This window comes from Bacillus sp. J14TS2 (genome assembly GCF_018333015.1).
Classification (GTDB): Bacteria; Bacillota; Bacilli; order Bacillales; family Bacillaceae_C; genus Lederbergia.
On record NZ_BORE01000003.1, the window covers coordinates 349,643 to 364,690 of the forward strand.

Here is a 15,048-nt window from a genome sequence, read left to right on the forward strand (position 1 = left end):
CTATTATGGAAAAGAAATCAATTAAAGACCTTGATGTAAAAGGGAAAAAGGTTTTTTGCCGAGTAGACTTTAACGTCCCCATGGAAGAGGGGAATATTACGGATGAAACCCGTATTCGTGCAGCTCTACCAACCATTCAATATCTCTCAGAACAAGGTGCGATCGTTCTTTTAGCAAGTCATTTAGGGCGACCAAAGGGAGCGGTAAAAGAAGAGCTTCGTCTTACCCCTGTTGCACATCGTTTAAGTGAATTGTTAGGAAAAGAAGTAGCCAAAGCAGATGAAGCTTATGGTGACTCTGTAAAAGAGCAAATTTCTAAGTTGGGTGAGGGCGATATCCTCTTACTGGAAAATGTCCGTTTCTATCCTGGGGAAGAAAAGAATGATCCTGAACTGGCAAAAGCTTTTGCTGATTTAGCAGATGTGTATGTGAATGACGCATTTGGTGCTGCACATAGAGCCCATGCTTCAACAGAAGGCATTGCAAAATTCTTACCATCAGCAGCAGGCTTTTTAATGGATAAAGAACTTTCCGTTTTAGGCAAAGCTTTATCAAATCCTGAACGTCCGTTCACCGCAATTATTGGTGGAGCGAAAGTAAAAGATAAGATCGGTGTAATTGATCATTTATTAGATAAAGTAGATAATCTAATTATTGGTGGTGGACTTGCTTACACATTTGTGAAGGCACTTGGTCATGAAGTTGGAAAATCTCTACTAGAAGAAGATAAGCTTGATCTTGCACGTCAATTTATGAATAAAGCCAAGGAAAAAGGCGTCCAATTTTACGTGCCTCAAGATGTAATTGTAGCTGATGACTTCTCAGAAAATGCCAATAAAAAAGTGGTCTCCATTGAAGAAATTCCGGCTGATTGGGAAGCTTTGGATATTGGACCAAAAACAAGAGAAACGTATCAAAAAGTGATTCAAGAATCGAAATTGGTCATTTGGAACGGACCAATGGGAGTCTTTGAATTGAATGCATTTGCTGGTGGAACAAAAGCTGTTGCAGAGGCGCTTGCGGAAGCCACTAATACATATTCTGTCATTGGTGGCGGAGATTCAGCAGCTGCAGTTGAAAAATTCGGTTTAGCAGACCGAATGAGTCATATTTCAACCGGTGGTGGAGCTTCCCTTGAGTTTATGGAAGGGAAAGTATTACCGGGCGTTGCAGCTCTTGATGATAAATAAGACAAGCTAGATTCGCTATTTAATCAAATTTTAGCTATTGTCACAGATTGTACGAAAGGGTGGTTAACATTGCGTAAACCGATTATTGCAGGAAATTGGAAAATGAATAAAATACTTCAAGAAGCGGTTCATTTTGCGAATGAAGTAAAGGGACAGGTACCTAGTGCTAAGCATGCAGATGCTGTTATTTGTTCCCCGGCATTGTTCCTCGGTCAGTTAGTCGATGCTGTCCAGGGTTCCGATGTAAAAATAGGAGCACAAAATATGCATTTTGAAGAAAACGGAGCTTTTACAGGTGAAATTAGTCCTGTCGCTTTAAACGATATTGGTGTTACTTATGTGATTCTTGGCCACTCAGAGCGCAGAGAAATGTTCAATGAAACAGATGAGGGCGTGAATAAGAAGGCACATGTTGCTTATCGGCATGGTCTTGTTCCAATCATTTGTGTGGGAGAAACTCTAGAACAACGTGAAAATAATGAAACAAAACAGCTTGTTGAAGGACAAGTGGTCAAGGCTCTAGAGGGATTATCAGAAGATCAAGTGAAGCAAGCCGTGATTGCGTATGAACCAATCTGGGCGATCGGAACAGGAAAATCCTCCACAGCTGCGGATGCCAATGAAGTTTGCTCTCATATTCGTCAAGTTGTGAAGCAGCATGTATCCGAAAGTGCAGCAGATGCACTTAGAATTCAATATGGTGGCAGTGTGAAGCCCGAAAATATTCAAGAATATATGAATCAGCCAGATATTGATGGAGCGCTTGTAGGCGGTGCGAGCCTAGAAGCAGCATCATTTCTTCAATTATTGGAGGCGTCAGCCAATGAGTAAAACAGCACCAGTTGCACTGATTATTCTCGATGGATTTGGTATTCGTAATGAAGAAAAAGGGAATGCAGTGAAACATGCAAAAAAACCAAACTTTGATCGTTATTGGGACACTTTTCCACATAATCAATTGACAGCTTGCGGAGAGGCTGTGGGATTACCTGAAGGACAAATGGGGAATTCCGAAGTTGGCCATTTGAATATTGGCGCTGGAAGAATTGTTTACCAAAGTTTGACTCGTGTAAATGTGGCAATCCGTAATGGTGAGTTTTTTAAAAACGAAACTTTTCAGCAAGCGATTGACCATGTGAAAAAAACGGGTAAAAAATTGCATTTAATGGGACTACTTTCTGATGGCGGTGTTCATAGTCATATTCAGCACCTTTTTGCTCTTTTAAAACTTGCAGCAGATGAAGGTGTCAAGGAAGTCTATATCCATGGGATTTTAGATGGACGAGATGTAGGCCCACAAACAGCAGAAAAGTATATTAAAGAAACACAAGCAAAAATGGATGAGTATGGAATTGGGAAGTTCGCAACAATCTCCGGACGTTTCTACTCTATGGATCGTGACAAGCGTTGGGACCGTGTGGAGAAAGCGTACCGTGCGATGGCATATGGGGATGGACCTGTTTACCCTAATCCATTGGAGATGCTTGCAGACTCTTATGAGCATGGAATTTTTGATGAGTTCGTGATTCCATCTGTTATGACAGATGCTGATGGTAAACCAGTTGCAACGATTGATGACGAGGACTCAGTGATCTTCTATAACTTCCGACCAGACCGTGCGATTCAAATTTCTAATGTGTTCACTAATGAGGAGTTCTCTGGATTTGATCGAGGCGAGGATCGTCCGAAGAATCTTGATTTTGTTTGTATGACCCATTTTTCTGAAACTGTAAAAGGCTATGTCGCTTTTAAATCAGTGAACTTGGACAATACCGTTGGTGAAGTGATTTCGAATCAGGGAATGACACAACTGAGAATCGCTGAAACGGAGAAGTACCCGCATGTTACCTTCTTTATGAGTGGTGGTCGGGAAGAAACATTCCCTGGTGAAGAAAGAATTTTAATCAATTCGCCTAAAGTCGCTACCTATGATTTACAACCTGAGATGAGCGCTTATGAGGTAACCGATGCTTTGACTGATGCGATTCGGGCGGATAAGTTTGATGCGATCATTTTAAACTTTGCCAATCCAGATATGGTTGGCCACTCAGGTATGTTAGAGCCGACTGTAAAAGCAATTGAAGCAGTGGATGAGTGCCTTGGTAAAATTGTCGATTTGATTGTAGAAAAAGGCGGAAAAGCAATTATTACAGCCGATCATGGAAATTCTGATGAAGTGGTGACACTTGAAGGGAAGCCAATGACGGCTCACACAACCAATCCTGTACCTGTTATTGTGACAGAGAAGGGAATAACAGTGAAAGATGGAGGCATCTTAGCTGATTTAGCTCCAACAATGTTAGACCTGCTTGGGGTTGAAAAACCAGAAGAAATGACAGGAAGTTCAATAATAGATCGTAAATAAAAATTATTTTTAAGGAGAGATTGATTATGCCATTTATATCTCATGTTTATGCACGCGAAGTATTAGACTCTCGTGGCAATCCAACAGTTGAAGTAGAAGTATATACAGAATCAGGTGCTTTTGGTAGAGCGCTTGTTCCAAGTGGTGCGTCTACAGGCGAATATGAAGCTGTAGAACTACGCGATGGTGATAAAAGCCGTTATCTTGGAAAAGGTGTCGAAAAAGCCGTTCATAATGTGAATGAAATTATCGCTGATGAAATCATTGGCTTTGATGTCACAGATCAAGTTGGCATTGACCAAACAATGATTGCATTAGATGGAACTGAAAATAAAGGTAAGCTTGGTGCCAATGCGATTCTAGGTGTATCCATGGCTGCTGCACGTGCGGCTGCAGATTACCTAGGTCTTGAACTATATGAGTACCTTGGTGGATTTAACTCAAAGCAACTTCCAGTACCAATGATGAATATTCTCAATGGTGGAGAGCATGCTGACAATAATGTAGATATTCAAGAATTTATGGTCATGCCTGTTGGTGCTCCTAATTTTAAAGAAGCTTTGCGTATGGGTGCAGAAATTTTCCATAGCCTAAAATCTGTGTTGAAAGAAAAAGGCTACAATACAGGTGTGGGGGATGAAGGTGGATTTGCGCCAAACCTAAAATCAAATGAAGAAGCACTAGAAACAATTATGGAAGCTATCGAAAAAGCTGGTTACAAACCAGGAGAACAAGTAAAATTAGCGATGGATGTAGCTTCATCTGAAATTTATGAAGATGGCAAATACAATCTGAAAGGCGAAGGCATTATCCGTACTTCAGAAGAAATGGTTGATTGGTACGAAGAGATGGTGAATAAGTATCCAATCGTCTCGATTGAAGATGGTCTAGATGAGAATGACTGGGATGGCCACAAGCTGTTGACAGATCGTATCGGTAAAACTGTTCAACTTGTTGGGGATGACTTATTTGTAACCAACACGAAAAAGCTAGAACGTGGAATTCAAGAAGGAATTGGAAACTCTATCCTAGTTAAGGTGAACCAAATTGGTACACTTACTGAAACTTTTGATGCAATTGAAATGGCTAAGCGTGCCGGATACACAGCTGTGATCTCGCATCGCTCTGGTGAAACTGAAGATAGCACAATTGCTGATATTGCCGTAGCGACAAACGCTGGGCAAATCAAAACAGGTGCCCCATCTCGTACAGATCGAGTTGCTAAATACAACCAATTGCTTCGTATCGAAGACAATTTGGGAGAAACAGCGCAATACTTGGGTGTGAAAACATTTTATAACATTAATAGATAATCGATGATCAATAACAGTTTGTTATCTATAAAAACACAAGAAATCCGAACTGCATTCCAGTTGTTAGATGCCATCTAACAATTGGAGATGCAGTTTTTTTATGCAAAATTAAGAGTGGATCAATTTAAATAGAGCTAGAAAAATATATCCATTATTAGGATGAAGGTAAAATTAAAATTGAATCTACTGTAATCCTGCTGAAATAACCATATCTAACTTTAGGGGGCTTTCAATCCCCCTTGTGTTTTTGTCAAAATTGACCTATATTGTAAGAATTACATCATGTTACTATAATATGAATGAGTAATTGACCTTTTTGAAAGCGTATCAAAAATAGGGGAGGAGGGGGAAAATGTTCAAATGGTCTAAAAAGAAACCGAGGTTATTGTATAAATATCTTTTTTCCTATTTGCTTGTGTTCATGTTGCCATTTATCACGATTAGTATGATTTTATATCATTTATCAGTAGGAAATTTAAAAAGAGAAATCATTCAATCAAACACGGATAAGATCAACCAAATTGGTGATATTACGGATTCAAGACTAGTTGAACTAAATCATTTGGCCACTAGAATCTCAAATGACCAGCGCTTAACACCTTATATGCTCACGCAGCCCTATTTAGATAAACAAGCTATAACAGAAATCGTAAAGTATAAAATGAACAACACTTTTATTGATGAATTATTTATAAACTTCCACGAGACTAAGGATTTCGTTTATTCTTCTAGAGGAGTAAGTACTTTTCAGACTTTTGTTCGCAATAACTATCAGGTTCAACCCCAGAGTATAGAAGACCTTAGTAAGGGATTACTGGTCCAGTCTGATCCTATGTTACAAGTCATTAACACCATTTCTATTAATGGTAATAATCAGCGAGTTATAGCCTATTCCTATCCTATGCCTATTGATAGCTCTATTCCAATTGGTACCGTTACTTTTTTTATTAAAGAAACATCATTGTCCAATTTAATCAAAAATACGCTAGGTAAATATGACGGAGCGAGCTTTATCTTTGACGATGAATTTAATTTACTAGTTTCCAATAAAAATGGGATACAAATGGATTTAGATTTTGTAAAAGAGGTTTCTTCGAAAAAAACGGGCATTTCCAATGAAGACTTTGAAAATGACAATTATTCATTTTCTATTATCCGCTCGCAAACAAGTAATTGGACTTTTGTTACTGTAATGCCTACAGAACAGTTTTATGGAAAAATGACATCACTGAAACAATCCATTTTTGTTATATTGTTTATTCTTGCGGCAGCCGGGATGATTATTGTTTGTTTTCTATCTGTGAAACATTATAAGCCGATTGAAAAATTAGTCCACTCCCTAAGAAATAAAGAACAGTCCGGCCAAAATCTAGCGGGAAAAAATGAAATTGAGTTAATTAGAACAAAAATTGAATCCATTTATGAGGATAGTGAACACTTAAAGAGAAAAATAGTCATACATAAACCCTTTGTTAGAGCCCAATTTCTATCAAATCTACTTAAGGGTGAAATGAACAATGTGCAAGAAATCACTACTTTAGCAAATGATCTAAAAGTATTTCTAAGAGGGGACTCCTTTTTCGTCATAGCTCTATCTTATAAAGGGAAAATAAAACGGCAAGAAGCCTTTTGTTATTGGGAAAAGCTTGTGAAACTCATTGATCATGTCTCCTATCAAGATTGTACTGGGTATGGGGTGGAATTAGTTCACGATTATACTGCTACTCTCATTGTGAGTAATAGAGAAAATTCAGCCGATCTGAATGATAATCGCCAATTATTTGTACACCATTTGATCAAAGTCTTAAAAGAATATCGTCTGATGATGCCTGTGATTGGTGTCGGAGGAATTTATAAAGGCGCACATAAAATCAATCGTTCTTTTATTGAAGCCTCTGCCTCTACAGAAAATAGCCTCTTAGGTTATGCAAATAAAGTTATCTTTTTTGAAGATCTTTCTATAGAAAACAAAGAAACGATTTGGTTTCCAGAAGAAAGTCGCTTAAAATTTATTCAAAGCTTAAAACAAGGAGATCCTGTTGTAGCAAAAGAAATCTTAGTAGAAATCTTATCAAGTCTTGTCCAAAAGAACACTTCTAACCATATACTGAAATGTACTTGTTTTGATATCATCAACACCATTTTGAAAACCACTTCTGAATTAGACATCCTCCATCATACTGAAGCAGTGAAGGAACTGTCTGAATTCCAATCATTGGCTCAGATGAAAGAGAATGCCAATATTTCTATCGATCGAATTTGTTTAGAAGTTGAAAAAAGAAAAGAAAGTCATAATTATCAGCTGCGCGATAACATCATGGAATATATTCAAAAACAGTACAAACATCATGACCTTAGCCTAGAAGGTATTGCGGATCATTTTCAGATATCTAGTACTTATCTAAGCAAATTTATCAGAGAGCAAACGGGGATTACCTTTACCCAGTTTGTATGGGAATTGCGAATGCAAGAATGTAAAGATCAATTATTCCACACGAACCGTACAATTAAAGAGATCGTTTTAGATATTGGTTATTTCGATGTGTCTAATTTCATCCGGAAATTTAGAAAAGAAGAAGGCATTACTCCCAGCCAATATCGAAAGTCTTATCAGCAAAATATAGATGAAAAAGAAGTTTTGTAAATATCTTTTCTGGATGACGTAATAGTTGATCAGGAAAGATTTTTTGTTTGCTTTTTTAGAGTTGCTCCAAATTTAATAGTAGATACTTATGAAGTATTGGATGTTTTACAGAATCATGTGGATATTATACTGCATATGTCAATTTTTACATTGATCTTATATTTGAATGGAAAAACAAATAAAAATCGAACGAAAAACCCACTCATAAAACTCACACATGAAGTAAAAGCATCACTTGTTTTGTTCCATTTTCGTTGATGATAGACTTTTTGTGAGTAGTGAAATAATTCATCTCCCTAAAGAAAGGAGGAGACAGACCATACTTCGTTTTTTATATTTAACAGATACCCATATTGGGGCGGATCCGATTGGGTTCCATCAACAACCGGCTTATCCGGAAAAGATTAACCAGCTTATTTCTTGTCTAAGGAAAGAAATTAAAAAGTGCCATTATGATTTTATTATTCATGGGGGCGACCTTGTCCACTCATGCAATGAAGATACAATTCGACTGGCTGAGAACTTATTTCGTTTCTCTGTTCCTATGTATTTATGTTTAGGGAACCATGATTTGGATCACCCTGATGCTTTAAAGATTTGGCTGAATGAAGCTCCAAATTTATTTATTAATCAATCACCTAATTTCGAAATTCATTCCGATACTTGTGTAGTTCATGTCCTGCCTAATCATTGGGAATGTGGCCGTGAGTTTTATTGGGGAAAGATTCAGGATCCTTATTTTTCAGATGAACAATTACAGTTATTAGAAACCAGCATTAATAGAAATTCAGACAAAATTCATGTGTTAGTAACCCATAGTCCGGTTTTTGGCATGAGCACAGAACAAAGTGGATTGAAAAAAGTCATCCATGAACCACCGGCTACATTTCAAGAATCTATCTTAAACATGACCCAAAGATATCCGCAGCTAAAGTTAGTTTTGTCAGGACATAATCATTTAAATACCTTAAAATCAATCTCTAATGATGTATTTATAACCAGTAGTTCATTTGTAGAAACACCTTTCGAATTCAAAATCATTGAGATTGATCAAGATTATCTACGAGTAAAAACATGTCATATAGACCTTGATGATTTTAATCCTGAATACGCCTTCGAAAAGGCGTATGTTCAAGGGAGAAAACAAGATCGGGAAGTGTTTGTGAGATTTAATAAAGAGTAGTTGTTTTAAATCATTAAGGGGTGATCAATTGCTACCAAATATTGGAATACCAAGTTTAGTTATCATTCTCGTTATTGCGTTAATTCTATTTGGTCCTAAAAAACTCCCAGAGCTTGGTGCTGCCTTCGGAAAGACATTATCTGAATTTAAAAGAACAGCAAATGACCTTATGGGAAAAGAGAAAGATGATGATAAATAAAATCCGATCATAAAAGTAGGTGAATGGGTCATAAACAATTTTTACACGAATGCAAAATTGGATCAAGTAAATAAGTGAGTTTCTCCAACAGTAAAATGTTGAAAGAATGTAAACCAATGGAGGATATTTTGGAAGATAACAGGATTGTTCCGTTCTATTCATAAAAAAGCGAGGGTATGCAAATGAAAATAGATAGTTCTCCCGATAATAAGGATAAAAATAAGTTCAATCCAAATATGACCAGAAGACGATTTGTCGGTTCACTAGGAATTATGGCAGGTCTTATGACTGTTCCAGGAATATTACCTAATGTTCTTAATGTTTATGCCCAAGATAATAAAGAAGAAAAAGAGGATAATAGTATTTCTAAACCAAAGTCTTCTGGTGGGGGAGATTGGTATAATGTTAAGGATTTTGAAGTGTCAGGAAATGGAACAGAAGATGATGCTCCTGCATTAAAGCAATTACTAGATACATTGGGTGATAAACAGGCGACCGTTTATTTTCCGGCTGGTACTTATCTAATTGGGAAAAACCTATTATTTCCCCACAATCTATTATTATTATTCGATAATGGGGCAGTATTAAATGCAGATAAAGGAACAGTGGTTGAAATCCAATCCCTGATTGAGGCAAAAGCTACTCAAATATTTGCTGGTAGTGGGAAGGTAATTGGTAATTTTTCAGGAGCTGCTGTTTATCCTCAGTGGTGGGGGGCAAAAGGAGATAAACAAAATGACGATACAGAAGCATTTCAAAAAGTATTTCGTTTATCAAATGAAATTAAGCAGTCGATCACTATATATGTTACGAAAGGTGATTATGTTTGGTCAGAAGCCTTGGAAATTTACGGAAACACTTCTGTCATATGTGAAGAGGGAGCCATCTTTTGGCGAAACCACACAGTAACAATGTTACGCAACTATGAATATAACGGAACTCCCCATGAGGGATATACAGGGAATGGTAATATTTTATTTGAGAATGCACAATTCGAATTAGTAGGATTTAATCCAAGCGTTCTTTGCTATGAAGATGGAAATGTACTTCAATTTGCGCACGCAGCGGATTGGACATTTCGAAATTGCAAATTTTACGATTTGATTGATGCACATGCCATTGAAATTAATTCTTCCAAGAATGTGGTGATAGAGGGTTGTAAGTTTTATGGCTATAGAGAATTGGCTGAGGATCGTTGGTATGTAGAGGCGATTCAAATTGACCATGCTGGTACTGGCGGAATTCAAGGTGCACTCCCATATGATGATACTCAGTGCAAGAATGTTATCATTAAAAATTGCTATTTTGGTAAGGGAAACTCTTACACATTTCAAAAAAGCGGAATTGAGACAACTGTTGAATTTAAAGCTTGGCCAGCTGGTATTGGAGGTCATACGCATAAAGAGGGGAAATGGCATCAAAATATTTCGATAAGAAATAATACATTTGAAGAAATGTGTTATTATGCAATCCGTCCCTATAAATGGTTAAACGTGACGATCACGGAGAATACTTTTTATGAATGCGGTGGAGGAATTTATGCAGTTAGTGGGGCTAAACATCAAACATTTGGTGAGGCTGGTCCATTCAGACGAATGCATATAACCAAAAATCAATTTATTAATGGAAAGGAAATTTATCCTGAGTATTTCCAAGGAAATAGGCGCTTTGCTATTGGAATTTACTCTACTGATGTTGTTTCAGAAGATGTACAAATTGAGGGGAATACGCTTAGTGTTAGTAAAGATAATGGAATCATTATTAGCAATGTAAAACGCGTATCAATAATAAATAATACAATTAATTATATGGATAAATCCGCAGTTGAACTAATAGATTGTTCAAATATAGCAATCACAAACAACCAAATCTTTAAACCGAATGAATATGGTATCTTTTTAAAAAACTGTGCCCAATATGTAATTTCTAAGAATCATTTGGAAGAAACACAAAAGGAAGGATTGCAGCTGGAAGATAGCTCACTAGGAGATATTAATCACAATATCGTTACGAAGGCTTTAAAAACGGGCATCTATTGTAAAGGTTTAACCACTATTGCACTACTAAATAACATAATCAATCATTCAGAAGAGGGCATGGATATCTCAAACTGTGAAATCGTAGATATAAAAGATAACCGTGTCATCGATATAAAAAACCAGTTTGTTCAAATTCATAATAGTTCAATATTATTGGTCTCCGCTAATACACTTGTAACCCAGACGGACATTGCTTCAGATGCATTGACTTTTGAACAAGCGACTCATACAGGAGTTATAAGAGATAATATCATTCACGGGAAATTTCGTTATGGTATTTGGTTTGATGAAAAAACAGCCAACTTGAAGTACGGCTATAATCTTGGTTCGATTCAAAATGATAGTGATGAAGTGGAAGCTTTACAAGATTAGGAGTTTTTGAATAGAGGATAAAAATATATAAAAACAAATAAAAACGAATTGTATAAGGGAAGTGTCGATATTGGAAATAAAAAAATTAATGATTTTGATAGCGATTGCATTCATGGTATTGTCGGCTTGTAGTAAGAATGAAAAAGAATCGAATGGCAAAGGAAAAGAAGAGGAATCTGCTTCAAATCAAGAAGAAATAGAAAACTTTAATAAGACTGATATGCCCATTGTGAATGAGCCAATTACTTTAAACTTTATGACAGGGAAGCCGCCGATCACTGCTGAAAATTATAACGAGGTCCTTATTTGGGAAGAATATGAAAAAATGACAAATATTAATATTGATTGGGGATTGATTCCTAATGAGGGATTAACAGAAAAAAGAAACTTAGCATTGGCTGGTGGAGAATATCCAGAGGTATTTTATTCAGCTGGAGTACCTGATCTGGATTTATCGAAATATGGAAAACAGGGAATATTTATAGAATTAAATGATTTAATAGATAAATATATGCCGAACTTTAAGCAATTACTTGATCAATATCCAGATATTAGAAAGGGTATTACACATCCAGATGGACAGATTTATGCTCTACCAACGATCTACTCCCCTGATTTCTTATCAATGACAAGTAATATAAAGCCATTTATTAGGAAGGATTGGTTAGAGGCATTAGAGATGGATACCCCGCAAACAACAGAGGAGTTTTATCAATACCTAAAAGGTGTGAAAGAAACAGATCTTAATGAAAATGGAAAATCAGATGAAATTCCTTTTGGATCCAGCTCAATTAGTACTCTAGAATATTACCTAAAAGGATCATTCGGTGTAGGAAATAGGGGAAGGAACCATGCTTTTTTAGATATGGACCCAGAAACAAATGAAATGCGTTTTTATCGGACAGCTGATGGATATAAAGAACTGCTTCAGTATATGAATAAACTTTTTAGTGAAGGATTAATTGAAGAAAATATCTTTTCTATTGACGAGAATCAATTTCAAGCAACTGGATCCGAAGGTTTATATGGTAGTTCTGTTACTTCAAATCCTGAAACTCGCTGGGGATTAAAAGATGAATATGTAGGAATGCCCGCTTTAGAAGGACCACATGGCGATAAAAAATGGGCATACATCACTTCACCTATTGCTCGTAAAGGTAGTTTTGCTATAACAGATAAAAATCAGCATCCTGAAGCAACGGCTCGCTGGATTGATTATTTCTATGGAGATGACGGAGCAAAATTGTTCTTTATGGGGGTTGAAGGAGAGACTTATGAAACCGCAGATAACGGTGAATTGCAATATATGGAGCATATTACAGACAATCCAGATGGACTCAGCTTACAACAGGCTCAAAGACCATACTTTACTTATTTAGGTGGAGGTTATCCGGGACTTGTTAAACAGGAATTTTTCAAAGGGGCTGAAAGCTTGCCTTCGTCTCTTGAAGCAAGCGAAATGTTCAAAGCAGATGTAATCGAAGAAGTATGGCCTCCTTTTATGTATACAGAAGACGAGTATCAAAAATTGGCTCCTTTACAAACAGATATAGAAAAATATGCGGATGAAATGAGCGGGAAGTTTATTTCCGGAAATGTCCCATTTTCTGAATGGGATAAATATGTGGAAACAATTGAAAGAATGGGACTTGAAAAATATATGGAAATTCAGAAAGCGGCTTATGATCGTTATAAAAATAGCTAAATAAAAGGAAGCACGCCTGATCGATGTTAGTACATTGATCCCAAAACAGCAAGAAAAGTTTCAGATGCAATTGATGAAAATAAAATCAAACCAATTTTTGTTATTAGAGTTAATTTCATAATCATGGATCAAAAGATAAAACTCGAACATCGTGGTGATTCAAATATTTATTATAACCTTCGCACCAGTTGATTGAAGCGGAAATCAACATTGTTCTGTTTTTAATATTGAATTTCTATTATGAAACTGATTCATTGAAAAAATAAAACAAGGTGGGTTAATATTTATGAAATGTAAAATATTACCTTTGATAGTTACAGCACTTTTATTAACATTAGTTGCATGTAGCGATAAAGAGGTAGATTCTAAAAACACGAAAAAAGGAGAAGAGAACTTAAATAAGACGGGTATGCCTATAGTTAATGAGCCTATCACAATTAGCTTTATGACAGGGAAATCTCCGTTAACAGCTGATGATTATAACAAATTATTGGTTTGGGAAAAATACGAAGAAATGACCAATATTCACATTGATTGGGGTTTAGTTCCAACAGTAGAATTAGAAGAAAAAAGGAATCTATCATTGGCTAGTGGAGATTATCCAGATGTGCTTTATACTGCTTTCGTACCAGATACGGATTTAGTTAAATATGGTGAACAGGGTGTATTTCTAGAACTTAATGATTTGATAGATAAGAATATGCCAAATTTGAAAAAGCTGTTTGAAGAATACCCGGAAATTAAAAAAGGACTTACATTACCTGACGGAAATATTTATTCCTTACCAACGATCTATTCACCGGACTATAAATCAGTCCTTGTTGTGAATAGACCGTGGATAAAAGAAGAATGGCTTGATGCAGTAGGAATGGGTCTGCCAACAACAACAGATGAATTCTACGAATATCTTAAGGCGGTAAAAGAACAAGATCCTAATGGAAACGGAAAAGACGATGAAATTCCATTTGGTTCCACCTCCATTGATACACTGCTATATTATCTAAATGGAGCTTTTGGAGTAGGCAATAGAGGTATTAATCAACCATTTATTGATATGGATCCTGAAACAGATGAAATACGTTTTTATCGTATTTCGGATGGCTATAAAGAATTACTTCAATATGTAAATAAACTTTATGAAGATAAGCTAATTGAACAAAATATTTATTCGATTGATGCAAATCAATTTCAAGCAACTGGTTCAGAAGGAGTATATGGCAGCTCTGTGACGTCAAACCCTGAAAGTCGTTGGGGCATAGAAAACGAATATGTTGGAATGGAGCCATTAATAGGTCCTCATGGGGAGCAACAGCATGCTTATGTAGGTTCTCCACTGTCTCATACAGGAAGTTTTGTGATTACTGATAAAAATAAACATCCCGCCGCAACTGCCCGTTGGATGGATTATTTCTATAGTGATGAAGGAGCAAAATTATTTTTTATGGGCGTTGAGGGCGAGACATATAAAAAGGATGAAAATGGCGATCTGGAATATGTCGATAGTATCACAAAAAGTACTGATGGTAATACAATTCAACAAGAACAAAGTAAATACTTTTCTTGGCTTGGCGGGGGATACCCAGGTATTGTAAAAGAGGATTATTTCAAAAGTCTGCCCTCTTCCTTAAAGGCAACCGAAAAGTTAGAACCCTATTTGATAGAGGAAGTGTGGCCAAAGTTTACCTTTTCGCAGGAGGAAAATAGTAAACTAGCACCGCTTGCAAGTGATATTGAAAAATACGCTAATGAAATGAGAGACAAATTTATTACAGGAACAATCTCTTTTTCAGAGTGGGATAAATACGTAGAAACAATAAAGAAAATGGGATTGGAAGAATATATGGAAATTAAAAATGCTGCATTTAAAAGATATAATGAGGATTAAAATCTAATGATAGGTGGTTTAAGGCCAGGTTATGGTGCCTGTATTAGATCAATATAAATGACAGGCACCTTTTTTGTATCTTGGAATGATAAATAGTTTAGGTAAAGGATGTATGGCTATTTTCCATGTTTACTCGTTAACCTTCCGCAACAT

General features: G+C 36.4%; 10 protein-coding genes. All 10 read left to right on the forward strand.

All coding sequences use genetic code 11. The annotated features are described in order from the left end of the window. Positions 1-5 precede the first annotated feature (5 nt). The gene (locus KI375_RS06460) at positions 6-1,190 is read left to right on the forward strand and encodes a phosphoglycerate kinase (protein ID WP_212972694.1); all 1,185 of its coding nucleotides are present in this window, start codon (positions 6-8) and stop codon (positions 1,188-1,190) included. A 69-nt stretch (positions 1,191-1,259) separates the two neighbouring features. Beyond that, complete coding sequence (gene tpiA, locus KI375_RS06465; RefSeq protein WP_212972695.1) at positions 1,260-2,021, forward strand: triose-phosphate isomerase; 762 nt, start codon at positions 1,260-1,262, stop codon at positions 2,019-2,021. Then, positions 2,014-3,555, forward strand: coding sequence for a 2,3-bisphosphoglycerate-independent phosphoglycerate mutase (gene gpmI, locus KI375_RS06470; RefSeq protein WP_212972696.1), 1,542 nt, complete (start codon positions 2,014-2,016; stop codon positions 3,553-3,555). Before tpiA ends, gpmI begins: the two co-directional genes overlap by 8 nt. A gap of 26 nt (positions 3,556-3,581) precedes the next feature. After that, a complete protein-coding gene (gene eno, locus KI375_RS06475) occupies positions 3,582-4,868 on the forward strand; it encodes a phosphopyruvate hydratase (RefSeq protein ID WP_212972697.1) in 1,287 nt (428 codons plus the stop codon). A 352-nt stretch (positions 4,869-5,220) separates the two neighbouring features. After that, positions 5,221-7,512 (forward strand): helix-turn-helix domain-containing protein, encoded by a 2,292-nt coding sequence (locus KI375_RS06480; protein ID WP_212972698.1) that lies wholly within the window; start codon positions 5,221-5,223, stop codon positions 7,510-7,512. A gap of 271 nt (positions 7,513-7,783) precedes the next feature. Then, the gene (locus KI375_RS06485) at positions 7,784-8,695 is read left to right on the forward strand and encodes a metallophosphoesterase family protein (protein ID WP_212972699.1); all 912 of its coding nucleotides are present in this window, start codon (positions 7,784-7,786) and stop codon (positions 8,693-8,695) included. Between the two features lie 28 nt (positions 8,696-8,723). Further along, the gene (locus KI375_RS06490; protein WP_212972700.1) at positions 8,724-8,894 is read left to right on the forward strand and encodes a twin-arginine translocase TatA/TatE family subunit; all 171 of its coding nucleotides are present in this window, start codon (positions 8,724-8,726) and stop codon (positions 8,892-8,894) included. Between the two features lie 182 nt (positions 8,895-9,076). After that, positions 9,077-11,305: a right-handed parallel beta-helix repeat-containing protein gene (locus tag KI375_RS06495; RefSeq protein ID WP_212972701.1), complete on the forward strand. Its 2,229-nt coding sequence runs from the start codon at positions 9,077-9,079 to the stop codon at positions 11,303-11,305. Positions 11,306-11,375: 70 nt separating this feature from the next. After that, the gene (locus KI375_RS06500) at positions 11,376-13,010 is read left to right on the forward strand and encodes an extracellular solute-binding protein (protein WP_306419788.1); all 1,635 of its coding nucleotides are present in this window, start codon (positions 11,376-11,378) and stop codon (positions 13,008-13,010) included. A 286-nt stretch (positions 13,011-13,296) separates the two neighbouring features. Beyond that, entirely contained in the window at positions 13,297-14,895 is a 1,599-nt protein-coding gene (locus KI375_RS06505; protein ID WP_212972702.1) for an extracellular solute-binding protein, read from the forward strand. Positions 14,896-15,048: the final 153 nt, after the last annotated feature.